20 protein-coding genes are annotated in these 26,092 nt (G+C 64.8%); 8 read left to right on the forward strand and 12 right to left on the reverse strand.

Translation table 11 applies throughout. The features are described from left to right. Positions 1–207 precede the first annotated feature (207 nt). Together AC1RBA_RS00420 and AC1RBA_RS00425 are read left to right on the forward strand one after the other, a co-directional pair. Positions 208–840, forward strand: coding sequence for a response regulator (locus tag AC1RBA_RS00420; protein ID WP_034783185.1), 633 nt, complete (start codon positions 208–210; stop codon positions 838–840). Positions 841–991: 151 nt separating this feature from the next. Continuing rightward, positions 992–2,407, forward strand: coding sequence for a sensor histidine kinase (locus AC1RBA_RS00425; RefSeq protein WP_070289321.1), 1,416 nt, complete (start codon positions 992–994; stop codon positions 2,405–2,407). Positions 2,408–2,472: 65 nt separating this feature from the next. Here AC1RBA_RS00425 and AC1RBA_RS00430 read toward each other — a convergent pair whose 3' ends face one another. Next, complete coding sequence (locus tag AC1RBA_RS00430) at positions 2,473–3,282, reverse strand: Crp/Fnr family transcriptional regulator (protein WP_034751913.1); 810 nt, start codon at positions 3,280–3,282, stop codon at positions 2,473–2,475. 231 nt (positions 3,283–3,513) lie between these two features. After that, positions 3,514–5,571, reverse strand: coding sequence for a methyl-accepting chemotaxis protein (locus tag AC1RBA_RS00435; RefSeq protein WP_492415982.1), 2,058 nt, complete (start codon positions 5,569–5,571; stop codon positions 3,514–3,516). Between the two features lie 162 nt (positions 5,572–5,733). On the opposite strand from AC1RBA_RS00435, the gene AC1RBA_RS00440 reads away from it, so the two are divergent. Continuing rightward, positions 5,734–7,422: a peptide chain release factor 3 gene (locus tag AC1RBA_RS00440; protein WP_373633058.1), complete on the forward strand. Its 1,689-nt coding sequence runs from the start codon at positions 5,734–5,736 to the stop codon at positions 7,420–7,422. Positions 7,423–7,542: 120 nt separating this feature from the next. On the opposite strand, the gene AC1RBA_RS00445 is transcribed toward AC1RBA_RS00440, so the two are convergent. After that, positions 7,543–9,435 (reverse strand): putative bifunctional diguanylate cyclase/phosphodiesterase, encoded by a 1,893-nt coding sequence (locus tag AC1RBA_RS00445; RefSeq protein ID WP_121669895.1) that lies wholly within the window; start codon positions 9,433–9,435, stop codon positions 7,543–7,545. A gap of 276 nt (positions 9,436–9,711) precedes the next feature. After that, the gene (locus AC1RBA_RS00450) at positions 9,712–9,840 is read right to left on the reverse strand and encodes a hypothetical protein (protein ID WP_256267358.1); all 129 of its coding nucleotides are present in this window, start codon (positions 9,838–9,840) and stop codon (positions 9,712–9,714) included. A gap of 184 nt (positions 9,841–10,024) precedes the next feature. Here AC1RBA_RS00450 and rnk point away from each other — a divergent pair, with 184 nt between their 5' ends. Next, the gene (gene rnk / locus AC1RBA_RS00455) at positions 10,025–10,432 is read left to right on the forward strand and encodes a nucleoside diphosphate kinase regulator (RefSeq protein ID WP_162835757.1); all 408 of its coding nucleotides are present in this window, start codon (positions 10,025–10,027) and stop codon (positions 10,430–10,432) included. A gap of 56 nt (positions 10,433–10,488) precedes the next feature. Here rnk and AC1RBA_RS00460 read toward each other — a convergent pair whose 3' ends face one another. The 3 genes from AC1RBA_RS00460 to AC1RBA_RS00470 all read right to left on the reverse strand — a co-directional run bounded on the left by AC1RBA_RS00460 (position 10,489) and on the right by AC1RBA_RS00470 (position 12,813). Further along, positions 10,489–11,517: a transporter gene (locus tag AC1RBA_RS00460; RefSeq protein ID WP_492402677.1), complete on the reverse strand. Its 1,029-nt coding sequence runs from the start codon at positions 11,515–11,517 to the stop codon at positions 10,489–10,491. A 115-nt stretch (positions 11,518–11,632) separates the two neighbouring features. After that, positions 11,633–12,388 carry a YXWGXW repeat-containing protein gene (locus tag AC1RBA_RS00465; protein WP_343216318.1) on the reverse strand — a complete coding sequence of 252 codons (756 nt, stop codon included), beginning with the start codon at positions 12,386–12,388 and terminating at the stop codon, positions 11,633–11,635. A gap of 188 nt (positions 12,389–12,576) precedes the next feature. Further along, on the reverse strand, positions 12,577–12,813 hold the full coding sequence (locus tag AC1RBA_RS00470) for a hypothetical protein (protein WP_070313469.1): 237 nt from the start codon (positions 12,811–12,813) through the stop codon (positions 12,577–12,579). Between the two features lie 310 nt (positions 12,814–13,123). Between AC1RBA_RS00470 and AC1RBA_RS00475 the strand changes: the two genes are divergently transcribed. The 4 genes from AC1RBA_RS00475 (at position 13,124) to AC1RBA_RS00490 (ending at position 19,151) form a co-directional block, all read left to right on the forward strand. Beyond that, a complete protein-coding gene (locus tag AC1RBA_RS00475; protein WP_492415984.1) occupies positions 13,124–15,457 on the forward strand; it encodes a coiled-coil domain-containing protein in 2,334 nt (777 codons plus the stop codon). 19 nt (positions 15,458–15,476) lie between these two features. Then, entirely contained in the window at positions 15,477–17,789 is a 2,313-nt protein-coding gene (locus AC1RBA_RS00480; RefSeq protein WP_492415985.1) for an SUMF1/EgtB/PvdO family nonheme iron enzyme, read from the forward strand. 79 nt (positions 17,790–17,868) lie between these two features. Then, the gene (locus AC1RBA_RS00485; protein WP_099411573.1) at positions 17,869–18,267 is read left to right on the forward strand and encodes an OsmC family protein; all 399 of its coding nucleotides are present in this window, start codon (positions 17,869–17,871) and stop codon (positions 18,265–18,267) included. Beyond that, complete coding sequence (locus tag AC1RBA_RS00490; RefSeq protein ID WP_070313473.1) at positions 18,264–19,151, forward strand: pirin family protein; 888 nt, start codon at positions 18,264–18,266, stop codon at positions 19,149–19,151. The genes AC1RBA_RS00485 and AC1RBA_RS00490 overlap by 4 nt, the downstream gene beginning before the upstream one ends. A gap of 6 nt (positions 19,152–19,157) precedes the next feature. Here the strand turns inward: AC1RBA_RS00490 and AC1RBA_RS00495 are convergent, their stop codons facing one another. From AC1RBA_RS00495 to AC1RBA_RS00515, 5 genes are all read right to left on the reverse strand, one after another. Beyond that, the gene (locus tag AC1RBA_RS00495; RefSeq protein ID WP_492415986.1) at positions 19,158–21,641 is read right to left on the reverse strand and encodes a TonB-dependent siderophore receptor; all 2,484 of its coding nucleotides are present in this window, start codon (positions 21,639–21,641) and stop codon (positions 19,158–19,160) included. 114 nt (positions 21,642–21,755) lie between these two features. Next, positions 21,756–22,724: a FecR domain-containing protein gene (locus AC1RBA_RS00500; RefSeq protein ID WP_492415987.1), complete on the reverse strand. Its 969-nt coding sequence runs from the start codon at positions 22,722–22,724 to the stop codon at positions 21,756–21,758. Continuing rightward, entirely contained in the window at positions 22,724–23,242 is a 519-nt protein-coding gene (locus AC1RBA_RS00505) for a sigma-70 family RNA polymerase sigma factor (RefSeq protein ID WP_492415989.1), read from the reverse strand. Before AC1RBA_RS00505 ends, AC1RBA_RS00500 begins: the two co-directional genes overlap by 1 nt. A 109-nt stretch (positions 23,243–23,351) precedes the next feature. Then, positions 23,352–23,951: a metal-dependent hydrolase gene (locus tag AC1RBA_RS00510; protein WP_492415990.1), complete on the reverse strand. Its 600-nt coding sequence runs from the start codon at positions 23,949–23,951 to the stop codon at positions 23,352–23,354. A 398-nt stretch (positions 23,952–24,349) separates the two neighbouring features. After that, a complete protein-coding gene (locus AC1RBA_RS00515) occupies positions 24,350–25,963 on the reverse strand; it encodes an FHA domain-containing protein (protein WP_492415992.1) in 1,614 nt (537 codons plus the stop codon). Positions 25,964–26,092: the final 129 nt, after the last annotated feature.

The following is a 26,092-nucleotide window of genomic DNA, read 5'->3' on the forward strand; positions in this document are numbered from 1 at the left end:
TTGTACCAATATAGGTCGGGTTGTCCGGTAGCGGTTGACTAAGTTGACTATACTGCATGGGCGCTCCGCCTTGGTGCTGACGCTACCGTACGGCGCGCCATATTTTGAATATAATGTTAATGTTGCGTTTTTGTTAGTGACGCTAAGCCGGAGCAGCGTTCAGGTTCCGGTAGTCTTTCCCAGGCCAGGAAAATTTAAGGGGAAACAATGATACGCGTTGCCATTTGTGATGATCACCAAATAGTACGAGCTGGGTTCAAACAGATTTTTTCGTCGTCAAGCGACTTCAGTGTGGTGGCGGAAGCCGGTACCGGGCGCGAAGCGCTCGATATCGCCCGCCGCGAAATTTGCGATGTATTGCTGCTCGATATCGCCATGCCCGATCAGAGCGGCATCGATACCTTGCGCACGATCCGCCAGGGCCAGCCGGAATTGCCCGTGCTGATCCTCAGCGGCTATCCCGCGCAGCAATATGCGCTGAATCTGTTCAAGATGGGCGCGAATGGCTATCTGAACAAGGAATGCGAAGCCGACGAGCTGATGACGGCCGTGCGCACCGTATTCCAGGGGCGCCGCTATGTCAGCTCCACCGTGGGCGAGTTGCTGGCGCAGTCGTTCGACCGCGACACGAATGCCGCGCTGCATACGGAATTGTCGGACCGCGAGTTCCAGGTCTTCCTGCGCCTGGCGCGCGGCGCCACCGTGTCCGATATCGGCGTGGCCTTGTCGCTGAGCATCAAGACGGTCAGTACCTACCGTACGCGCATCATGGAAAAAATGGGCTTGCAATCGAACAGCGACTTGACCTATTACGCAATGAAAAACAATTTGCTTGACTAGCGCTGCGGTGCGATCATGGAAACATGATCGCTCAGCCAGCTAACCGGGCACGACTTGATGTTGTGCAGTGCAGCAGTTTGTGGCGAGGACTATAATTGGCCGGCGCCGGCGCTCTCTCCCGCGCCGAACCTTGCTAAGGATGCACACCAGGATGTATTTCACCGCTCAACCGGCCCCGAATCACCGCCTGCCCCTGTACAAGACGATCCTGTGCGTGACGTGCGCCTTGTTGCTTGTATTGAATGGTTTCAGTCTTTACCATAACCTGGAGTCGCTGAAGGGCACGAATGCCTTGCTCAGCCAGAGCGCCCGCGTGGCCGACCGCCTGCAGTATCTGAACGTGCTCGTGCTCGATGCGGAAAGCAGCTTGCGCGGCTATTTCATTTCCGGCTCCGAAACCTATCTGGGGCCGTCGAAGACCGCTGCCACCGAAATCGACAACGAATTCAACGAGCTGCAAACCTTGCTCGCGGGCAGTCCCACCCAGTTGAAAAACCTGGGCCAGCTGAAAAGCCTGATCCGCCGAAAAATGTCGATGTTGCAACAGTCTATCGACGTCTACAAGCAGGGCGGGTTGGCCGAGATCGTCAACATTTCCCGCGTGACCGATGACCGCGCCACCATGGACGAGATTCGTCTGCAGGTGGTGATCATGACGCGCGAGCAGAATGAAGCGCTGTCGACCGGCAGCGCCGCCTTTTATCATGAGTACCAGAAAGCCGTGCTGCTCGGCATCGGCATCAATGCCCTGGCCATCCTCGTGCTGATCATGTTTTACCAGCTGGTGCGGCGCAGCTTCCAGAACCGGGCAGCCGTCGAGTATGCATTGCAAAATGCCAACGACACCTTGGAATCGACGGTCAGCAAGCGCACGGAGCAGTTATCCGTGCTGTCGCGTCATTTGATCAGTGTCAACGAAGTGGAAAAAGCGCGCCTGGCGCGCGAGCTGCACGATGAACTGGGTGCCAACTTGACCTCGATCAGCATGGACCTGGGCGCCGTCACGCAGCAACTGGCGCATACGCAGCCGGAACTGGCCGCGCAGCTGCGCCATGCCAAGGCGACCTTGCTGGAAACGGTGGAACTGAAGCGCCGCATCGTGGAAGACCTGCGCCCCAGTCTGCTGGACAACCTGGGCCTGTGCGCCGCCATCGAAAGCTATTGCGAGGATTTTGCGCGCATGAGCTCGGTGCGCTGCGAAACGGATGTGGCCATCAATATCGATAACCGCGAAGCGACCTTGACGATCGCCCTGTTCCGCATCGTGCAGGAATCGCTGACGAATATCCTCAAATATGCACGGGCCGGCATGGTCAGCGTGACCTTGAAACGCAACGAGCACGGCCTCGTGCTGCGCGTGATCGACGACGGCATCGGCATCACGGAAGATGCGCTGCAAAAACCGATGTCGCACGGCTTGCTGGGCATGCGCGAGCGGGCCCTGCTGCTGGGTGGCACGCTTACCGTGCGCCAGGGGCCGGAAGGCAAGGGGACGTGTGTGGAAGCCGTGATTCCCATGCCGCTGACGCCGGAGCTGGAAGATATCGATGCGGATGCCGAAGCATAATTTTCCTTGAGATAAAAAAATGGCCGGGCATGCAGCCCGGCCATTTTGCTAACTATCTTGCCCGATCAGCAGCGTGAAACGTCGCGCAGCAAGCGGTCGTATTCCGTCTTGGCGACCTTGTAGCACTCGCCCGCATAGCATTCCAGGCCGGCGCGGTCCAGCACCGTGATATTGCCGCGGCGATAGTGGATCAAGCCTTCTTCCTGCAGCTTGCCGGCGGCGGCCGTGATGCTTTCGCGGCGCACGCCCAGCATGATCGAGATCAGCTCTTGCGTCACTTTCAATTCATTCGATGGCGAACGGTCCAGGCGGTCCAGCAGCCAGCGGCACAGCTTTTGCTCGATCGAGCTGTGGCGGCCACCGACGGCGTTCTGCGCCATTTGCGCAAACAGGGCGTTGGTGTAGCGCATCAGCAGCTGGGGCAGGGCGCCGCCTTGATTGAAGGCGTCGCGCAGGCTTTGCGTTTTCAGGCGGTAGCCGTAGCCGGCGCTTTGCACGACGGCCGTGCACATGGCGCGCTCGCCTGCCAGCAGCGAGGCACCGGCCACGCCTTCATGGCCGACCACGGCGATTTCCGTCGTGGCGCCGTCTTCCATGACATACAGCAGTGAAATGATGGCGGTGGTGGGGAAGTAGCTATATTCCAGGTTGTTACCATAGGCATACAATTCCTTGCCGAACGGCAGTTCAACCAGTTCCAGGTCTTCGAACAGCGATTCGAGCGCGGCGCGCGGCAGGGCGGCCAGCAATTCATTCTGTTGGGCACTGCTGAGGCTAACCCGCGACGCAAGCTTGATTTCCCGTCCGGCCGCCGGCATGGCGCGCGGCAGCAACTGGTTCTTCTGGACCGGGGTGCTAAGTTGAGTTTGGTTCATAGTATTCCTCACAGGCTTTTTCTTTTTACATCGGAGTGCGACTGCCGCGTTGCTGGTCAAAGAAGCTGCCGTACTCATGTGATAACGGCGTTTTTTTCGACCGCGCGGTGCAGATCGCGATGTAGCTACTTTAAGAGCTTATGTAAGTGGCGAACATAAGATTAGCAGTCGCCACTTTGTAGTCTCTTTTGAGGCGAAATTGTAGTCCTTGTCCTACGTGCACACTTTTGACTAGCTAGCCTTGCGCCGTTCTGCGCGATTTTGTGATATGACACGCGGTTTGTTGGCGCTCCACAGGCCGGCCGGACGCACGCTGGGTAAGCCGTCGCGCACGGTCGCGGCGGGCGCCTGGCGCGCGTTTGGCGCCTCGTGTTCGCCCAGGCGGAAGCGGCTGACGGCCTGCGTCAGCGCTTCGCCTTCCTGGTGCAGGCGCTGCGAACCGGCGCGCGCCTCGTCGACCAGACCCGCGTTCTGGCGCGTCATGTCGTCGATCTGCGCCAACGCCTGGTTGATGCGGGCGATCTCGCCATTCTGCTCGGCACCGGCGTTGCTGATGCGTCCGATCACCACGGCCACCTGCTGCACCGCATCGACGACCTGGCGCATGGTGCTGCCGGCTGCATTGACCAGGTCGCCGCCCGCATCCACGGTGGCGACGGAATCGCCGATCAGGCGCTTGATTTCCAGCGCCGCCTCGTTCGAGCGCTGCGCCAGGCTGCGCACCTCGGATGCCACGACGGCAAAGCCGCGTCCTTGTTCGCCCGCGCGTGCCGCTTCCACGGCCGCGTTCAGGGCCAGGATATTCGTCTGGAAGGCGATGCCGTTGATGACGCTGATGATGTCGACGATCTTGTGCGAGCTGGCCTTGATCGAGGCCATGGTCTCGACCACGGCGCCGACGGTCTGTCCGCCTTTCAGGGCCACGTCGGCCGCCGTCGCCACCAGCGTGCGTCCCTGTCCTACGTGGGCTTCGTTGCGGCCCACGGTGGCCGTCAGTTCGCGCATCGAGTCCACGGTGGCGCCCAGCGCGTCCGCTTGCGTGGCCGTATGGCCGGACAGGGCGGCGTTGCCCTGGGCGATATCGGCGCCGGCCGCCGCGATGACGGCCGCGCCGCCGCGGATTTCCTGCACCAGTGCGGCCAGGCCGTGCGTCATGGCGCCGAAGTCGCGCACCAGGTCGCCGATCTCGTCGTGCGCCTGCGAAGTGATGCGCTGCGACAGGTCGCCCGCCGCCGCCGCGCCGACGGCCACGCGCAATTGCGTCACGTCGCGCGCGAACGCGGTATAAAAGCCTGCGCACAGGTAGGCGGCGGCCAGCAGCACCAGCAGCATGGCCGCCAGGATCAGGGCGCGGCGCGCCTCGTCGCGGGCGATGCGCTGCGCCAGCAAGTCGTCCAGCGCGGTGGCGGAGGCGCCGGAGAGCGCGTGCAGGGCGTCGATCGCCTGCATGCCGGCCGCGTGGAATTGCGCGCCCGACGTCTGGTCGTAGGAATTCGTCACTTCATTTTTCGTGCGTTCGAGGAAGGCCAGCGCGGCCGGCACGGCTTTCAGGGCCGGCTGCAGGCTGGCGCGCAGTTCCGGCCTGGCGGCAAGGATCTCGTCGAAACGGGAGGGCAGGCGTTCCAGTTCGTGGCGCGCGATCAGGGCATTGGCGTTGACGAGCTGATCTTCGTTCGCTTCGAACAGGCCCGTGTCGATGTAGGCGGCGCCGCGCCCGCCGATGTCCGACAGGCTTTCGGCCAGGTCGGGCAGGGTGGCGGTGAAGACGGCGCTCAGATGGTTGGCGCCCGCGTCCGGGTCCAGGCTCAGGTGCGAACGGTCGGCCACCAGTTGGCCCAGTTTGGCCGCCTGGCGCAGCAGCGCCGTGTGCGCCGCATAGCTGTCGCGCGCCGCCAGGCCCGCCTGGCGGCCCAGCAGGGCTTGCCACTGTTTCGTCAGTTCGGCCGCCTGGGGCAGGCCGGCGCCCGCCGGCAAACGCGCCAAGGCCGCCAGAGAAGCCGTGATGCGCGCGTTGAGGGCCGTGTTGTCCATGCCTGCCTTGCCGCTCAGGCGCAAGTGCTCGAGGCCGCGCCGCTGCTGCAGCAGGCGCGTGCCTTCCTGCAACTGGCGCACATAGGCCACGCCCCGCTGCGCATCCTGCGCCTGGGCCAGCGACTTGCCCAGCTCCGAGATCAGCAGGGTGGTCGCCAGCGCCAGCGGCAGCAGGAAGACCAGGCAGACAAGCATGAATTTGGGCAGCAGACGCAAGCGCTGCATGAGTCGGATGGCGGGGGTGAGGAGCATTTTCATCGGGTTTCCAGGGTAGGGTGACAACATTTCTGCAGTGCAATGTTGCCTGCGGATTGTGACCCCTTGATGAAGCGGGCGATTTTGCTTTTCTCCACAGTGAAGCAGTTCACACGGAAGGCCGATCCTTCTGTAAAATCGAGGGTTTTTTGCGAGGGCCATATTATGGTCACCAATATGGCCAACGAGAACGACATCACTACCCCCGATTCCAGCGACAATGCGGACAACGCCGCAGCGCCGGCGAGCAGCAAGGCGCCGGCCGTGATCGCGCGCGAAGTGCAGCGCCGCCGCACCTTCGGCATCATTTCCCACCCGGATGCGGGTAAAACCACCTTGACGGAAAAACTGCTGCTGTTCTCGGGCGCGATCCAGATGGCCGGTACCGTCAAGGCCCGCAAGTCGGGCCGCCACGCGACGTCGGACTGGATGGAGATCGAGAAGCAGCGCGGCATTTCCGTCGCCTCCTCGGTGATGCAGTTCGAATTCCGCGACCACGTCGTCAACCTGCTCGACACCCCGGGCCACCAGGACTTCTCGGAAGATACCTACCGCGTGCTGACGGCAGTTGACTCGGCGCTGATGGTGATCGATGCGGCCAAGGGCGTGGAAGCGCAGACGATCAAGCTGCTGGCCGTCTGCCGCATGCGCAATACGCCCATCGTCACCTTCATGAACAAGATGGACCGCGAGACGCGCGATCCGCTGGACCTGCTCGACGAACTCGAATCGGTGCTGAAGATCCAGTGCGCGCCCGTCACCTGGCCTATCGGCATGGGCAAGAACTTCCGCGGCGTGTACCACCTGCTGAACGACGAGATCATGCTGTTCAAGGCCGGTGAAGAGAAGGCCGACGGCGCCTTCGAAATCATCAAGGGCATCGACAACCCGCGCCTGCAGGAGATGTTCCCGCTGGAGATGGACCAGTTGCGCATGGAAGTCGAATTGGTGCACGGCGCGTCGAACCCGTTCAACCTGGAGGAATTCCTCTCCGGCGTGCAGACGCCCGTGTTCTTCGGTTCGGCCATCAACAACTTCGGCGTGCGCGAGATTCTTTCCGCGCTGGTCGACTGGGCACCGGCGCCGCGCCCGCGCGACGCGACCGTGCGTTCCGTCGATCCGACCGAGCAGCCATTCACCGGTTTCGTCTTCAAGATCCAGGCGAACATGGACCCGGCGCACCGCGACCGCATCGCCTTTTTGCGCGTGTGTTCGGGACGTTTCGAGCGCGGCATGAAGGTCAAGCACTTGCGCCTGGGGCGCGAGATCAAGGTGTCGAACGTGGTGACCTTCATGGCCTCCTCGCGCGAACAGGTGGAAGAGGCGTACGCGGGCGACATCATCGGCTTGCCGAACCACGGCAACATGCAGATCGGCGACAGTTTTTCCGAAGGCGAGATGCTGACCTTTACCGGCATCCCGTACTTCGCGCCGGACTTCTTCCGTTCCGTGCGCATCCGTAATCCGCTGAAGATCAAGCAGTTGCACAAGGGCCTGCAGCAGCTGGGCGAAGAGGGCGCGGTACAGGTCTTCAAGCCGGTGCAGGGCGGCGAACTGGTACTGGGCGCCGTCGGTGTGCTGCAGTTCGAAGTGGTGGCCAGCCGTTTGCTCAACGAATATGGCGTCGATGCCGTCTTCGAAGGCACCAGCATCAGCAGCGCGCGCTGGGTCAGCTGCGACGACAAGCGCGTTCTGCAGGATTTCGAGAACGCGCTGGGCCACAACGTGGCCTATGATGCGGCCGGCAACATGGCCTATTTGGCCACATCGGGCGTGAACCTGCGCCTGACGGAAGAGCGCTGGCCGAAATTGACATTCCACGCGACGCGCGAGCATTCGGCGAAATTGGCTTGATGTAGCTGGTGATGTCGGATTAAGCGCTTTGCGCTAATCCGACCTACGCCGACCTGCCTGTGCATGGCGTAGGTCGGATTAGGCCAACGGCCGTAATCCGACACCATCGTTGGCAGCAACTCAAGCCGGCAAAATCGTCCGCGTGCTCCAGTCGCGCCGCTCCAGCAGCAATGCCGTCAACTGCGCCGCCGTCATCGGTCGCGCAAAGAAGTAGCCCTGCACGTTGTCGCAGCCCGCTGTTCTTAAAAATTCCACCTGCTGCAAGGTCTCCACCCCTTCGGCCACCACTTTCAGGTGCAGGCTGTGCGCCATGGCGATGATGGCCGTGACGATGGCTTCGCCCTCGCCGGGCAGGTCGTGCACGAAGCTGCGGTCGATCTTCAGCTGGTCGATCGGCAGGCGCTTCAGGTAGGACATCGACGAATAGCCGGTGCCGAAATCGTCGATCGACAGGTGGATGCCCGTCTCCTGCAGGCGCCGCATCAGTTCCACGTTGGCGTGGACGTTGTCCATCAAGACCCCTTCCGTGATTTCCAGCTCCAGCAAGCCATGCGGCAGCTGCGTTTCGTGCAGGATGGCGCGGATGTCGTCCATCAGGCCCGGGTCGCGCGCCTGGCAGGCCGACAGGTTGACGGCCACGTGCTCGAGCGAGTCGAGCAGCCCCGCCTTGCACCAGACGGCAGCCTGGCGGCAGGCGCTTTGCAGCACCCAGCGTCCCAGATCGACGATGATGCCGCTTTCCTCGGCCACGGGGATGAATTCGGCAGGGCTCAGCTGGCCCATCTCGCGGCAGTTCCAGCGTACCAGCGCTTCCACGCCGACGATGCGCCCGCTGCGCAAGTCGATCTGCGGCTGGTAGTGCAGATACAGTTCCTCGTTTTGCAGCGCGCGGCGCAGGTTCGCTTCCATGCGCAGGCGGCGCTGGGCGCGCAATTCCATTTCGGCCTTGAACACGGCGTAGCGGTTCTTGCCCTGGTGCTTGGCGTGGTACATGGCCGTATCGGCATTGCGCGTCAGGGTGGCCACGTCCTGCGCGTCGAACGGGTACAGGCTCACGCCGATGCTGGCGCTGACATACAACTGGTGGCCTTCGAGGTCGAACGGTTCGGCCAGCACGGCGAGGATCTTGCTCGCCACGCTGGCCATTTCCGAGGCGTCGTCGGCCGGTTCGACGATGACGACGAATTCGTCGCCGCCGATGCGGCAGATGATGTCGGTGCCGCGCAGGATGGCCACGAGGCGCTCGGCGACGAGCTTGAGCAACTGGTCGCCGCAGTGGTGGCCCAGCGTATCGTTGACGATCTTGAAGTTGTCCAGGTCCAGCAGCAGCAGGCCCACGCTGCTGTCCTGGCGGTCGGCGCGCGCCAGCGCGTAGGCCAGCGCGTCGTTGAATTCATGGCGGTTCGGCAGCTGCGTAACGGAGTCGACGTGGGCCAGGTAGTGCAAGTGGCTTTCCGCATGCTGGGCGGCGGTGCGCGTGCGGCGCACCATCAGGAACGTCAGGCCGAATGCGCACAGGCAGACGAGCAGGGTGAAGGCGGCAAATTGTGCCAGGCTGGCGTACAGCGGCGCCAGGCTGGCGCGCAGGTACAGGGCGCCGCCGCCGGGCAAGGTCTTGAGGATGGCGGCGCTGCCGTCCAGGTAATCGAGGTGCACGCCGTTGCGCGGCGCCGCAGGCACGCTATCGACGCTGCTACGCGCATAGCGGGCAAACGGCGCGCCATAGGGACTGTAGAGCAGGGCTTGCCGGATATGCGGGGCGGCGGCGAGGGGAGCGAGCAGTTGTTGCGCCGCCAGGCGATTGTCCTGGCGCATGGCCTCGGTGGTGGCGGGCGCCAGCATGTCGGCCTGGATCTGCAGGCTGCGCTGGAGGGATGCCTGGAGGGAAAACAACTGGAAGAGGATCAGCAGCAGGCTGGCCATGGCCAGCATGGCCGCCGCGGCCAGCAAGTTCAGCCGGGCTATCCGGTCGCCGCGTAATTGCACGGACGGCAGTATCAATGGCGTCATCATGACGCTTCCTCCTGCCGGCCCCGCTTGCCGCCGCCCCGTGTGATCGCGCCTCGCCCTGCCATACTTTACGTTCCAGTCTGAAGAAAACCGAAGTGAGCCGGAACTCTCAACGTGTTGCTAAGTGTTGCTAAGGCCGACATATTGTCATTTTGCAGCGTGAAAGTACAGGGCGTGCGGCAATTTAGTATCCATGCCGGGCACCGCTGGCGGCAGACAAGGCGACAAGACAGGCGGAAAAGGCGGGCGTGTCTTTCTAATAATAATACATACTGAAGTTTAATCCTTTTTTTGCCTGCCGGTTTTTTTCTCTAAAAACATGCTGAAGGTAAACAAAATACCGCCAAGAATAACTTCAATGTGCCCGGCCATTCCGGCACGGATTAACTTTTTGACTGTATCGGCCATTGCAAGTCATTGATTTTAATAAATTTTAATGAAGAATGCGCGAACGCTATGGCCTTGCTTCGCGAGTTCGTCCATAATCCGCTGATGATGGACGTTCTGATGCTGTTTGTTTTGTCTGCCGCGGCCAAGCAAGTCGCCGCCAGCAAAACCGGACGCCGCCCTAATGATCAATAGTGAGGATATCTTGGAAAAAAAACCAAAAATTATTTTGTCGTCACAAGACCTGGAACGACTGGAAGCGTTGTTGTATGCCTTGGGTAATAACTTATCGCCGGACAAGGCCGCCTTGCTCGATGAGCTGGGCCGCGCCGAGGTGCTCGAACCGCAAGAGATTCCCCCGACCGTCGTGACGATGAATTCCACCGTGCGCTTCACGGTGGAAAACAAGGAGGAATTCTGCCTCACGCTCGTATATCCGAAGGATGTGGAAGGCCAGGCCGACCGCATTTCCGTGCTGGCGCCCGTCGGCAGCGCGCTGCTGGGCCTGTCCGTGGGCGACAGCATCGCCTGGCCCATGCCGGGCGGCGTGGTGAAGGTCAAGATCGAGGAAATCGTCTATCAGCCTGAACGGGCCGGCGAGTACCACCGATAAGCAATGACGGCGGACGGCGCCTGCCGTTCGCCTGCCAGGCCGTGCCGGGACGGAAATTAACTGTTTCGCTGCACGCGCACCACCAGCCATCCCGCCACGACCGTAAATGTGACGATGATGGCGACGATGATCCAGAAGCCCTGCGGATGCTGGGCCAGCGGAATACCCCCCACATTCATGCCCAGCATGCCGGCGATGATATTGATCGGCAAGGCCAGTACGGTGACGATGGTCAGCACGAACAGGCTGCGGCTGTTTTCCTCGTTGACGCTGGCGGCGATCTCTTCCTGCAGCAGCTTGATGCGTTCCTGTAGCGAGGACATATCGCTGAGCACCACCGAAAATTCCTCCGTCGATTGGCGCAGTTCCAGGCTGTCCAGTTCCGACACCCATGCGGGCGGACGCTGCAGCAGGCGGAACAGGGCGGCCGGTTCCGGCGCCAGCAGGCGCTGCAGCCGCACCAGCACGCGCCGCATGGCGCCCAGGTCTTCGCGTTTCGGCACCAGGCGCCCGGCCAGCAAGTGATCCTCGATATCGTCGACCCGCGCCACGGCATCGCGCACGATGTTGACCAGCACGTCGGCCTGGTCGCGCAGCAGGTGGATCAGCAGTTCCACCGACGAGCGGATCGGTTCGTGGTTCTTGATGACGGCCTGGCGCAGCCGTTCGATCGACTGCAGCGGCGCGCGGCGCGCCGTGATGACGAGGTTTTGCGCCACGCTGGCCCACATGGTGGAAATGTCGGACGCTTCGAACGAGAAATTGTGCACCACATCGTTGACCACGGCGATCAGGGTGTTTTCCGCCTGCTCGATGCGCGTGGACCGGGAACCCTGGTGCAGGGTTTCATAGAATTCGTCGGCCAGCTGCGTGTGCGTCATCAGCCATTTTTCGCTGGCCGCATGCGATAAATTAAAATGCAGCCAGACGAATTCCTGCGCCGGCCGCGCCGCGCCATCGGCCAGCCAGGCCAGCGCGGCCGTCGAGTCGAGCGCCAGCGGCTGCGCCGCGCGGCCAAACAGGAAGCCCCAGACCAGGCCCGAGGTGTCCGAGCCGTAGGTGAAACCGGCAGTTTCCATCGCCATCGTGAATCTTTCTCGCGCAGTGTGATTGATCGTCGCGCGATGTTAATACACAGATGTGTCCGGAAAATGACAAGGCCACCGCAATGGGTGGCCTTGTCCGGACTACGGCTGCATATTAATTGCGATGGGGATTATCGGGACGGCGGTCGTCGCGGTTCGGAACGCCGTCGCCGTCGCGGTCGTGGCGGTTGCCGTTGTCGCGGTCATAGCGGTTGGGGATGCCGTCGCCGTCACGGTCGTGGCGGTTGCCATTGTCGCGGTCATAACGGTTGGGGATGCCGTCGTGGTCGCGGTCGCCGTTCGGGCCGCGTGGCGACCAGCGGCCTTGCTCCATCTGCCAGCGGCCGTCGCGCTGGTTCCATGCGGGCGGCGCATACACGTAGCCGGGGCGTTCGGCGATCCATACGCCAGGCGTCCAGGCGTAGCGCTGGCTGCGCCATTCCCAGTGGCCGGGCACCCAGGCGTAGCCGTGGCGGGCGCGCGGGATGGCTTCGCGGCGCGGCGGCGGCGGAGCGATGCGGATGTCGTCATAGCGCACCGGCTGCACCTGTGCGGCGACCCAGCCGCCACGGTCCAGGCGCCAGCGGTTGTTCTCTTGTATCCAGGCGGCGCGGCGGTACTGGTTGCCGCCGCGTTCGCGCAGCCATTCTCCGTCGTTCCACACATGGCGCTGGCCATCCCAGTTCCAGTAGCCTGGCGCCCAGACATAGCCGGCGCGCGGTGCCGGCACGCTTTCAAACCGTGGCGGAGGCGGGGCGTTGCCGACGACAATGCTGACGCCGAGCTGATTCTGTGCCATGGCCTGCGCGGGCAGGAAGGCTGCGGCGCTGATGGCAAGCATGGCTGCTGCGTAGAGTGTGATGGGTTTCATGATGTGCTCCATTTCGGTGATTGCGTGAAATGGACTATAGGCGCTTGCCGGCGGTTTTTCGCCTTTGATTCAACTTATTACAATTGACACAATGCTGTGTGTCCGTGTATCCGTGGCCGATACAAATGGCGGCCTGGCGCGGTCGTGTTCAAACTGGCGCCAGGCGGCGTGGGGGCAGCATCGGTGACTCACAGGGCGCTGGCGGTGGTGTTGCCCAGCAAGGCCTGGCGTTCCTCGATCAGCGAAATTTTCTTTTCCTGTTCCGTCAGGCGCTTGGCGCTGACGACGACGACGGGGATGGCGCGGGCCTGCGCCGTATTGCCGGTTTCTGCCGCCTGTGGCCTGGTGAAGCTGGCATAGCTGGCACCGCAGGCGATGGCGACGGCGACGGTGAAGATGGCTTCCATGTTTTTCAAGGCTTTCATGATCGTTCCTTTCGGTGGCGGGTGGGTATGCATGCACTGTAGCCAAGCGCGCGCCCGCCCGCCATGCGCATGCGACCAGCCGTGGTTTTGGCGGGATGGCCTGCAAAAAAACGGCGCTGAAATGCCTGCGCACGGGGCCGGCGGGCGACCGCTTGAATTGAGGCCTAATTAGCCCTGTATCCGTGCATATGAATGTACTTGCCGCGTGGCATTATTTGATACTGCGCGGTGTAGCGTGCGCCGCCGGCGCTCCTGCTAGAATCGCTACGGTAGCCAGCGCGCACGCAATCATTCTCATCAGGAGTCACACATGTTCCAATTGTTTGGTTTTGGCGGCGCCCGCTGCCCGCGCTGCGAGCACAAGAACGGCGCTGCCGCCGGCTATTGCGCGCGATGCGGCTTGTCGCTGGGCGCTCCCGACAGCGACGCGGTGCTGCATGCCAATCAATGGCATCTTGCTGATGGGCAACTGGCCCTGTTCTTTGGCGTGCGCGAACTGTCCTCGCTGTTTGGCAGTGCCGCACGCCGCCTGCAGGTGCCCGCCGAGTCGCGTGCCTGGATCGTGCAATCGGACGCTTTCACCTTGATACCGGCTGGCGACTACGACAGCGCCGCCTTCTTCGCGCGCCTGCCGGCGCTGCTGCCGGCGCGCCCGGCCGAAGTGCTGATCGCGCGCGCCGACGCCGTCAGCCTGGAATTCGATCTGCCCGGCCTGGCCAGCACGGAGCTGCTGGACGTCGCCGCCGCGCTGCGCGTGGATATCGCGCTGGGCCAGCCCGATGCGTTCGCGCGCCAGTTCATGCGCGCGCCGGGCGCCGTCACGCGCGCTCACCTGCACGCCTTGCTGCTGCCGTCCGTGCGCCAGATCGCGCTGGAATTCATCGGCAGCCGCGCGCTGCGCGAGATGGACGCGAATGCCGACCTGCGGCCCGAATTGAACGAGCGCCTGCAATCGGCCCTGACGCAGCGCCTGGCGCCGTCCGGCCTGGCCGTGGCGCGCGTGGAAACGCTCAGCCTGCGGCACGACAAGCGCGCGGGCGAGGGCGATGCCGCCGCCAGCATCGGCACCCTGTGGCTAGGCGGCTTGCCGGCGCAGGAACTGGAACAGCACAGCCTGGAGCGCATGAAGCAGCTCGACCAGCTGTATGACGAGGAAGAATGGCAGCGCATCCGCCGCGAGGAACTGGCGGCGCGCCACGCGCACCGGCGCGCCGAACTGCGGCAGGACGCGACGCTGGAAAAGGCCGAGCTGGGCCATCAGGAAGCGGAGCGCCTGCAAGCGCTGCGCGGACGCCAGATCGACCTGTATGGCCGCATCCTGGAAGCGAAGTCGCGGCGCCAGGCGCTCGACCATGGCGCCGCGCTGGCGCTGGGCGAGCTGGAACAGGAACTGGCGCAAAAGGGCGCGCAGCGCGCCGATGAGGCGGCCAACTGGGAACACGTGCGCGCGCTGGCCGCCATCAAGATGCGCAGCGAGCTGGAATTGTCGCAGCTGCATGGACGCGAACAGATCCAGATGGCGCAGCAGCGCTTTACCCACCAGGTCCACTTGCAGTCGATCGCGCAGCAAGTGGAAAGCGCGCTGCTGATCGACGACGAGACGGGCCGCCGCACCCAGCTGGCGCGCCTGCGCCAGGCGGAAGCGGATGCCGCCCAGCGCGAGGCGCAGCTGGAGGCGGAGCAGCACCAGGCGGCCTGGCAGGGCCTGATGCTAGCGAACGCGGCGCGCAAGCGCGAGGCCGAGCGGGTACAGGAGTGGGAAGACCAGATGCAGCTGGCGCGCCAGCGCGAACTGCTGCGCGCCGAAGCGCACAAGGATGAAGCGGCCCAGGTGCAGGCGGCGGAGATCGCGGAAAAGGTGGCGGCGCTGCGGCGCGGCGGCGCGCGCGAGGACGCCATCGCGCAGCAGGAAAAGCTGCTGCGCACCATCGAGGCAGACGGCGTGCACGCGCGCCAGCTGCAGCAGCAATCGCAGCTGGCGCAGCTCGACGCGCTGGCCATCGAGGAACAGCGCCAGCAGCTGCGCCAGCTGGAACAGGAAGCGCAATGGCAGCGCGACTTGCTGGCCATGGCGCAGCAGCGCGAAAGCGATTACGCGCGTTGGAAGGGAGAATATGAAGCCCTGCTGGCGCAGCAGGCGCATGCGGCCGAACTGGCGCGCATCGATATCGACCGCATCGAGAAAATCGGCTCCCTGAGCGACACGGGCAAGGTGGCCATGGCCGCCGGGCAGAACGCGGCCGCGTTGGCGCAAGTACTGAAAGTGCAGCTGCAGGCGGGCATGAGCGCCGAGCAGATTCACGCGCTGGCGGCGCTGGCGGCGGCCGAGAACAGCGTCGCGCCGCTGGACGCGCTGCGCATGGCGCAGGACAGCGTGGCGCAGGAGCGCAGCTACCTGGAAGGCCAGGCGGAACGCGAACGGCGCCAGCAGCTCGACCTGATCAACCTGCAGAACGCGGCGCACGCGCACGGCCTGTCGGCGCAGGCGCAGCTGGGCGTGGCCGTGGCGCAGGCGCTGCAGCCTGGTGCAGCTTCCGCCGCGCCGGCATCGGCGCCGGCCCGCTGCAAGAACGGCCATGCGCAGCGCGCGGGTCACCCGGAAGATAAATTCTGCGCCGCCTGCGGTGTCGCCCTGCAGCCTTGATGGAAGCGTTTCACCCCAGATGATGCAAAAAGCACGAGACAAACTGCGGGAACTGCGCGCCCTCCACGACGACGGGCTGCTCAGCGAGCAGGAATTTGAACGCCGCAAGAACGCCATCCTCGACGCCGAGTACGCGCCGCCCGGCGCCGCTCCCGTGGCCGCGCCGTTGCCCGTGCGCCAGGGCACGGAGCTGGGCTTCATGACGGGCCAGGAAATCGGCCCGCAGAACCGCCGCTACCGGCTCGAACGGCTGATCGGCACGGGCGGCATGGGGCAGGTGTGGCAAGCGACCGACCTGGCCACGCACGCGGAACTGGGCAGCAGCGAAATGGTGGCGCTGAAGATCTTGCCGCCGCAGCTGACGCAAAGCGCCACGCATGCCAAGTTGCTGATCGAGGAAGCGACCCAGGCGAGGAAGCTCGCGCATGAAAACATCGTGCGCGTCTACGAGTGGGCGCAGGACCCGGCCACGGCCAGCTATTTCATCATCATGGAATGCCTCGATGGCGAAGACCTCGAGCATTATCTGGCGCGCGAGGGCGCGCTGCCTCTGTCCACGGTGCAGCAACTGCTGCAGCCGGTGGCCGACGCCCTGTCGTATGCGTGGGAAAAGCACAAGCTGGTGCACCGCGACATCAAGCCGGGCAATGTCTTCCTGACGGCGAAAGGCGACGTCAAGCTGCTCGACTACGGCATCGCTTCGCGCGTGCGCAATGCGGACAGCAGCCTGGCGCTGGACATGCCGAATGCGGGCACGCACGGTTACCGGGCGCCCGAGGCCGGCGCCAACCAGCGCCAGCCCAGCCCGCGCCTGGACGTGTATGCGGTGGCCGTGATGATCTACCAGATGCTCGAAGGGCGCATGCCGTTCGACGACGCGCGCAGCGCCAGCCATCTGCCGTCGGCGCCGCAAGCGCTCAACGCGCAGCAGTGGCAGGTGCTGCAGAACGGGTTTTCGCTGACGCCGGAATTGCGTCCGCAATCGGTGCAAGCCTTGCTGGAAAACCTGGAACGCGCGGCCGGGCCGTCGCCCGAAGAACTGGCGGAGCAGGCGCGCCAGCAGCAGGCGCGCGCGGCGCAGCAGCAAAAGGAGGCGGCGCTGGCCGCCGAACAGGCCCGCGAGGCGGCGCTCAAAGAGGCACGTGCGCGCCAGGAAGAACTGGACCAGCGCCGCAAGGCGGAAATCCAGGCCGCCGCGCTGGAAAAGCAGCGACTGGACAAACTGCGCCGCGAGCAGGAGGCGCAGCGCCATTTCGAAGCGGAAGAGGCGCGCAAGCTGCGCAAGGAAGCGTTGCGCGGCCAGCTGCGCGCGCGCCGCGAAGCCGATGCCGCCACCGCCTTGCAGGAACACCAGGAATTGCAGCGCAAGGCCATCGTCGCCAAGGCGGAGGCAGCCTACCGCGCCGAGCAGGAACGCGCGCGCCGCGAAGAGGCCAGCCGCGCCGCCGCAGCCGCTGCCCCCGCGCCGGCATCCGCGCCTGTGCCGGAAGCGGAACACGTGGAACCGGTGCCCAATGCGGAAGGCGTCTTGCGCGACGATTTTCTCGATGGCTCGGGACAGGGGCCGGAACTGGTGCTCATTCCCAGCGGCCGTTTCCAGATGGGCGCGCACGAGACGGAACACAAGGCCGCCATCCAGGCCGGCTCGCAACAGGCCTGGCTCGAGCGCGAGATGCCGCAGCACTGGGTCGGCATCTCGCGCCCGTTCGCGCTGGCCCGGCATCCCGTCAGCGTGGGCGAATGGCGCGCCTTCGTCAAGGCGACCGGCTGGGCGGGCGGTTCCGAGACGGACTGGGACAATCCCGGCTTCGTGCAGAACGACCAGCACCCGGTGGTGGGCGTGAGCTGGAATGACGCGCAGCTGTATCTGGGGTGGCTCAGCGAGCGTACCGGGCGCAAGTACCGCCTGCCCAGCGAAGCGGAATGGGAATACGCATGCCGCGCCGGCACGCGCACGGCCTTCAACGTGGGCGATACGATCAGCACCGAGCAAGCCAACTACGACGGTCTGTATGTGTACAACGGCGGCCCGCGCGGCGTGTACCGGGGCGGCACCAGCCCGCTGGGCACCTTCGCGCCGAATTCCTGGGGCCTGTTCGACATGCATGGCAATGTGTGGGAATGGGTGCAGGACGTGGTGCACGACAATTACGAAGGCGCGCCCGTCGATGGCAGCGCATGGGAAGAGGGCAGCGACAGCAGCCGGCGCATCCTGCGCGGCGGCTCGTGGCTGTACCACCCGCGCTACCTGCGCTCGGCCCTGCGCAACGGTTTTTCCACCGTGCTGTCGAACGACATCGTGGGCTTCCGGGTGGCGCGCACGCTCGATTAGGCAAGTTGGCAGGAGAGCGGGCTGCGCCAAGCGGGCAAACGGTGTAAATTGTGGCTTTCCAAACGCACCAAGGAACGCCATGACCATCAAAGCCATCCGCGACCAGTCGCAACCCATGCGCCACATCGTGCACGTGCGCGATCACATCATTTCCGCCGACGCCTCGGTGGAGGAGGGCGGCGGCGACGCCGGCCCTTCGCCGCACGACTTGTACGATGCGGCCCTGTCGGCCTGCAAGGCGCTCACCGTCGTCTGGTACGCCAGACACAAGGGCATCCCGCTGGAACACGTGGAAGTGTCGACCGAGCGCGATGCCAGCGACGAGCGCAAGGGCGTGTACCGCCTGGCCGCCACCCTGCACCTGACGGGCGAGCTGACGGATGCGCAGCGCCAGGAATTGCTGGCCGTGGCCGGCAAATGCCCGATCCACAAGCTGATGACGGCCGTCACCACGGAAATCACGACGGTGCTGGCATGAGCGCGGCCATCCTGAAAAGCCACGAAAAAGACCTGGGCGGCGGCTTCGTCGTGCGGCGCCTGCTGCCTTCCGCAGTCAAACAGGCCGTCGGCCCCTTCATCTTCTTCGACCATTTCGGCCCCATCGACGTGGCGCCGGACGCCAACCACGACGTGCGCCCGCATCCGCATATCGGCCTGGCCACCGTCACCTATCTGTTCGAGGGCGCGATCGACCACCGCGACAGCATCGGTTCCTGCCAGCGCATCGAACCGGGCGCCATCAACTGGATGACGGCCGGGCGCGGCATCGTGCATTCGGAGCGCACGCCGCACGACCTGGCCGGGCAGCCGCACCGCACGCACGGCTTGCAGCTGTGGGCCGCGCTGCCGAAGGCGCACGAAGAGGATGCGCCGAGTTTCACGCACACGCCGCAGGCCGACATTCCCGTCGTGACGCGCGATGGCGCCGTGGTGAAAGTCCTCATTGGCACGGCGTTTGGCCAGACTTCGCCCGTGCGCACCTACATGCCCACGCTGTACCTCGATGTAGCGCTGCAGGCGGGGCGCGAATTGCGCCTGGAGGGCTTGCCGCCGGAAGCGGCGATCTATCCGATCAGCGGGGAGGTGCGGCTCGACGGCGTGGCGCTCGCGCCGCACACCATGGCCCTGCTCGAGGCAGGCGACGTGCCCGTGGTGACGACAGGCGGCGGGCCGGTGCAGTTCGTCGTGATCGGCGGCGAACCGCTGGACGGCCACCGCTACCTGTTCTGGAATTTCGTCTCGTCGAGCAAGGAGCGCTTGTCGCAGGCGGCTGACGACTGGAGCGCCCAGCGCATGGGACAAGTGCCGGGCGAGACGGAATTCATCCCGTTGCCGAAGGCGCCATTGCGTCCTCCGGCATAAGCTGGCTTAGAAGCGTGCGCGCAAGGTCAGTTGCGCCTTGCGCGGCTCGCCGTAGAAATTGCCCCAGGCCGGCGCGCCCACCGTCTGGTAGTAGCGCTTGTCGAGCAAGTTCGTCACGGACAGCGACGCCGTCCAGTTGCGGTCGATCTGGTACGCGGCGCGCGCGCTCCACAAGGCATACGCGCCCTGCGCCACGGTCACGTCGCGCGTGACGCGCGAGCTCTCCGTCTGGAAGTTCACGCCGCCGCCCACGCTCCACTGCTGCAAGGCGCCGGGCAGGCGGTAGTCGCTCCACGCGCGCAGCATGTGGCGCGGCGAGTAGGTGCTGGCGAACATCACGCCCGCGTTCGACGTCTGCTCCAGGTACTTGAAATTGTTCAGCGTGTAGCCGGCGAACAGCTGCCAGCCCGGCGCCACTTCGCCGCTGATTTCCGCATCGAGGCCTTCGCTGCGCACCTTGCCCGTCGAGAAATAGCACTCCGTGCCGCTGGAGCAGGTATTGGCCAGGTCGAGTTCCGCGCGGTTGCGCTGCTCGATGCGGAACAGCGCCAGCGAGGTGTTCACCTTGCCGTCGAACAGTTCACCCTTGACGCCCACTTCCAGGTTGCGGCCCTTGAGCGGGTCGAGCAGGGCGCCATCGGCCGTGCGCTGGTTTTGCGGCTGGAAGATGTCGGAGACGCTGGCGTAGCCGGACCAGCGCTTGTCGAATGCGTAGATCACGCCGCCATACGGCGTGACGACGCCGTTTTCGCGGTACGGGTCGATGTACACCTCGCCCGTGTCGCGGTACACGCTGCTCCATTTGTAGTTCGACACGCGGGCGCCCGCCACCACGGTGAGCGGATCGCTGACGCTGAAACGGGCCACGCCGTAGGCGCCCGTCTGCGTCATTTTTGTTACGCTGGGGTCGCCCCGGTAGCTGTGTTCGCGGAACCAGGCGTCGCTCGGTTCGGCCACGCTGTGATTCGGCTGCAGCGGATTGTTCGCTTGCTGCAGCAGGGCCAGACTGAAATCGCTGTCGCTTTCCAGGCGGTTCGTGCTGATGCCGGCGCTGAAGCCGTGGCGGCGGCCAAAGGCGTTGAATTTGCCGTCGAGCGACAGGTCGAGGCCCTTGTTAGTGCTGCCGTAGTCGAACACGCCGCCATACATCATCATGCCGGCCAGGGTGGCGGGGTCGATCGCGCCCTGGCTGAACATGTATTTCACGTCATGCCGCTCGCGCGTGTAGTTGGCGCTGGCCTTGAGCGACCAGTCGGCGTCGAAGTGGTGCTCGAATTCGGCGAAGACGGCCGTCTGGCGGCTAGCCCAGCGGTTCCAGTCGGCACCGAGGAAAGTCTCGCGGGGCAGTTTCGGATCGCTGCCGTCGCGGTAGCGCGGCATGCCGGAAAAGAAGGGCGTCGCGTGCAGTTTTTCGTAGCTGGCGCCCGTCGTCAGCTTGCTGCCCGGCGCCAGGTCGAATTCCAGCACGCCGTACAGCACGTCCGTGCGGCTGTCGGCCACGTCATAAAAATAATCGCGCTGGTCATGCGCGGCCACGGCGCGGCCGCGGATGCTGCCCGATTCGTTCAAGGGGCCGGTGACATCGACTTCGCCGCGCACGTCGTTCCAGCGGCCCGCGCTGAGTGCCAGCTGCACCTGCTTTTCCGCCAGCGGACGCTTGCGCACCATGTTGATGGCGGCGCCCGGCGAGCCGGTGCCCTGCAGCAGGCCCGTGGCGCCGCGCACGATCTCCACGCGATCGAGCATGGCCGTATTGCTGGTGAAGCTGTTCGCCTGCGGGTAGTACATGGCGCGGTTGACGCCGTCGAACTGGTACGTGTCGACCATGAAGCCGCGCGAATACACATAGCGCCCGCCCATGGGGCTGTCGTACATGGTGATGCCGGTGGTGTTGGCCAGCACGGCGTCGATGGTGTTGAGGTTCTGGTCATCCATCTTCTGCCGCGTGACGACGCTGACGGACTGGGGAATCTCGCGCAGGGTCTGCACGCCCTTGCCGACGGTGACGGCGCGCGCCGCATACGAGTTGCTGTGTTCACTGACGGGGTCGCGCTCCATGCTGGCGTTCACGACCACGGGCGCCATGGTCTTTTCCACGCCGGCCGCCGGCGCGGAGGAGGGCGCCGCCTGGCGCAGCACGTAGGCGCCGTTCGGCAGCTGCACCGCTTCCAGGCCGCTGCCGGCCAATACCTGGGCAAAGCCCTGCGCCACATTGTGGCTGCCGCGCACGCCGGGCGAGCGCAGGCCGCGCGTCTGCGCGGGATCGGTCGACAGGCTGACGCCGGCGGCGACGGCAAAATCGTTCAAAGCGGTGGCCAGCGGGCCGGCCGCAATGGCGTAGGCTTGCGGCGCAGCGCTTGAAGCGGCGGCCTGGCCTTGCGCCAGCGCGGGCGCGGCGACAAAGGCGGCGGGGGCGGCGCACGCCATGGCGAGGACGGCCAGGCGGATGGCGCGCGCGGCGGGATGGAGGACGGGGGTGGTCAGCTGCATGCTCGGTCTTTCTGCTCAGGGTAAGGGCTATGGTGGATGAATCGGCTTCTTACCTGTCAAGCCGAAGCAGCGCAGCGAAACACCAACCCCTGGCGCAAAAAAAACTGAAAATAATTAGCTTGAACGGGCCGCCACCGTGGCCCAGTAGCGCGTGAAGTAGGTCACTTGCAGTCCGTGCGAGGCGCACAGGCTTTCCAGCACGGCGTCGATATCGTCGATCCGGTAAGTGCCCGTGACGGGGCGTTGCGCCACGCTCGCGTCACAGGCCAGGCGTCCGCGCCGGTAGCGGGACAGTTCCTGCACCAGCCGTTGCAGCGGCCAGTCTGCCGCCACCAGCATGCCGCGCAGCCAGCTGTCCTGGTGCGCGGGCATGGCCAGCACGGCTTCCAGACCGGTGCCGCCAAAGCGCAGCTGCTGCCCCGCTTCCAGGCGACGCACGGCGTCCGGGCGCGCCGCGCCGCGTACTTCCACGGCGTGTTCGAAGACGCTGACGACGCTGCCACCGTCATCGCAGCGCACGCCGAAGCGCGTGCCCAGCGCGCGGATCACGCCGTGCGGTGTGTCGACGAGGAAGGGGCGCGCATCGGGCGCCGTCGTGACCATGACTTCGCCGTGATGCAGGCGGATGCGGCGGCGCGCGGCGCTGTAATCGACGTCGACGGCGCTGTCCGTATTCATCTCCATCTGCCCGCCATCGGCCAGCGCCACGTGGCGGCGCTGGCCCGGCACCGTGCGCAAGGACGCCGTCCACGCTTGCCAGGGGGCGGACTGCAAGCCCGCCTGGCCCAGCATGATGCCGCCGCCGGCCGCCACCAGCATGGCCAGCACTTTCGCGGCGCTGCGCCGTCGCTGCTGCGCCGCCTGCAGGGCAGGAATTGCCAGCGCCGGCGGTATGATGGCCAGCTGGCCGTCCATGCGTTGCAGCAGCGCCCAGGCCCGGTCATGCTCGGCGCTGGCGTCGCGCCATGCCTGCAGGGCGGCCGGGTCGGCGCTGCCGCACTGGAGTTCCACATGCCAATGGGCGGCGGCGGCCAGCACCTTGCGGGGGATGGGCGCTGACTGCGGGGTGGAAGGGGAAAACATCAGGCGGCCGCCAGCATCAGGCATTCCGTGTAGGCGCGCACCAGGTGCTTTTTCACGGTGGGCAGGGACACGCCGAGGCGCCGGCTGATGTCGACGTAACTCAGTTCTTCGATTTGCGCCAGCAGGAAGATGGCCCGCGTGCGCGCGCCCAGGCGGTCGAGCAGGCGGTCGATGGCGAGCAGGGTTTCGATGATGATGGCGTGCGTTTCGGCGCAGATCGATATCGGCTCGGCTTGCTGGGCCAGCGCTTCCAGATAGGCCTGTTCCAGCGCCTGGCGCCGGTAGCGGTCGATCAGCAAGCCGCGCGCGATGGTCGCCAGGTAGCCGCGCGGCTCGCGCAGCGGCGCCAGCGGTGCCACCTCGCGCTTGCCCAGCAGGCGTAAAAAAGTGTCCTGCGCCAGGTCGGCCGCCTCGGCGCGATTGCCCAGCTTGCCGCGCAGCCAGCCATACAGCCAGCCATGGTGTTCGCGGTACAAGGTGCTCAGGTGGCTGGCATGGGTGGGACTGACGGTACTCACTGCGTTCTCCAGGCAAGGGTAGGGCTGGGCTGACGGAACGCGGGGTGCCGGCTGGCTGGGCTGTTTGAGAATGATACTCATTATCACATTGCCATGCGGGCGGCGTCAATTACTGTCCGCCACCGAGGCGCCAGCGCTCCTGCCACTGTTGCAGATCCGCCCAGGCTTGCTGCAGGGCAGTGGCGGACCAGTGCAGCAGGCCGTCGAACGCCAGCTCGGTGCGCTGCCAGTGGATGCCGTCGAAAAACACGTGGTCGGCCACGATGGTGGCGGCCAGCCAGGCGGCGATGATGACGATGATGTCGTGGCGGCCGCTTTTCCACCAGCGCAGCGAGTGGCGGCGGAAAATCCACGGCACGCCCAGCGGATTGGGCCAGTCGGCCAGCAGATGCATGATGCCGCCGGCGGCAAAGCCGAACAGGGGCGGCGCCCACAGGTGGTGCGGCAATTGCAGGTACGTGTAGACGAGCAGGGCGATCCAGGCCAGGCCCCAGTGCGTCCACGTGCGGTGCGTGATCCACAGCTTGTGCGTGCGCGCCCACCAGGCCACTTCCAGCCAGTCCGGCGCCGTGCCGCCCAGCGCCCCCATGACAAAGGCGAGCATGCTCAGCACTTGATAGGGGCCGCCGGCGCCAGCGTGCGCGACCAGGGCCGCGGCGATCACGCCGGCAGCCCAACCGGTCGCATGATGCGCTTTGTTGGAAGCCATAGGAAATGTAAAACGCCGCGCAGGCGCTTTGTGAAATGTCATGGATATTAACTGGATGAATATACAGTACGCAAGGGCGTCGCTGTGGGCTATTTGCGCAATATCTGCTATTAAAGTGTTAAATTGTGTGTCGGGATGGACGTGATGGCGGACTCGGCGCCTGATGCCGGCCGGCCAAGTGTGTTGTGTGGCTGATAATGCATTTGGCGCAGGGCGCGCTATGCTGAAAGCAGTCTTACGTTTTAAGAGGTGTCGCCATGAAAATCCCGCGCGAATTGCAGATTCCCGCCATCGTGTTTACGCTGGAAGCGGTGTTTATTCTGGGCTTGTCGATGATTTTTCTCGTACTGATACCACGCTAGTGCCTTGCGGATAACTGCAGATTTACAACAGTGTTCTTATGCAGTTTGCATGGTGCTATCGCACAGCGCCGCGCCTTCGGTACGGATGATCCAGCATTCCGGATACGGTTCGCTGGCGAAGCGGTTGTGCCGCGCGAAGCCGCTGAGCTTGTCGAGCGGTGTGGCCGGGGCCAGTGCGGTTTCCTTGCCGCTGGCCGTGTCCAGGTGCCAGAAACCGCCGTTGCGGTGGAACAGCAGGGGAAGGCAGCTGGCCTGCGGCGTGGCCAGGTGGCTTGCCGGCGTGGGCTGGGTGTCGGGCAGCAGCAGGTAAAAACACTCGGCGCGGGCGCCGTGGTCGATGCGGTGCAGGATCACGCCGTGCGCGAGGATGGCCGTGACGCTGAGCACGACGATGCCCTTGATGCTGGCGGACAATTCGATGCGCATGCCCAGGCGCAGCGGCACGGGCTTGTGCTTGCCCGGCCAGACGCCGTCGAGCAGCACGCCGTAGCGCGACACGTCCTCGATTTCAAAGCCTTGCTGGCTGCGCCGGATGATGGCGTGGCGGCCCGACAGGCGGCGCGTCAAGCCATTGTTGTCCTGGCCGTCGGGGCTGAAATGGCTGAGCAGCACATCGGCTTCGGGGTCCACCAGCTCGAAGCGTCCCAGCATGCATTCTTCCAGCGCGAACAGGCGGATCTGGCGCTGCTCGCCCGCTTCCGGCGCCGCATTGACCAGGCAGGCAGCCTGGCTCGGGTGCGGATGGCAGTGGCTGGCGGCGGGCAGGTCGACTTCGATCAATTCCTCGTCCCAGGCGATGGTGGTAAAGCCCATGTCGATCTTGCCTTGCGGGGCAGACAAATCCACGTGGGCGATGCCGGCATTGCGCGCGGTGACGTCGAGGTTGCAGCCGTCGCCGCCCGTCACGCGGGCAATCGAGGCGTCGTCGGCCATCACGCGCACGTTCTTGTGCGTGCTGAGGAAAATCTGGTGGATTTCCGTCAGGGTGGCGTCGCGGCGCGGTACGAGGATGACAAACGTGCATACCCATTTCTGCGCCACGGCGCCGTCGACGTGGCTGTGCACTTCGACCTCGATCTGGTATTGCCCGTGCTCCTTGTTACGCGAGGAAAACTCGACAAATACGGGGCGCCAGTCGCCGCGCGTGGTGCGCACGAAATCATGCTGGACGGCGCCGCGCGGGATCAGGTCCGAGCGCAGGCGCAAGGTCAGCTGCGGCGCGCAGGCGGCGCTCATGCCGCGCAATTCCATTTTCAGCGTTTGCCGTCCGCCTGCCGCGCGGGGATCGAAGCCGCTGATGTGCAGGTGGGCATGTATCGGCTGGTAGGCGGGCGCAGTGGCCGGCTGTGCGGCGGGCACTGGGGTAAATGCCGGCAGGCTGGCGGGGGGCGAGGCTGGCATGGGGTTGGTCAGGCTGGTCACCGCTTGAGCAGCATCGCGTATCACCGCATCGCGCAGCCCGGCATCATGCGCACGGGCGTGCGGAAGCGCCGTTGCCGATGGTTCGGAACGGGCGCTGCGCAGTGCGGTCAACAGGTCGTAGCTGCTGGGGGCATTCGTCGCTTGCGGGTGGTTGCCCGCGCAGACTGTTTCCCCAGGCAAGACCCAGAACGTACAGTGCGGGTGCTCCGGGTTGCTGCATTTTTTCATGACATTCTGACTCGAATCGAGCGGGGACATTGCGCCCTCTGTTCTACATGAGAGCTTACGCGCTTTTGCGCCTGCTTGGCAACTTTCGCGGCGCTTGAATGCGCTCTTTTTGCCCAAATTCATCCCCTT

The organism is Janthinobacterium sp. GW823-FHT03B06, from assembly GCF_058796955.1.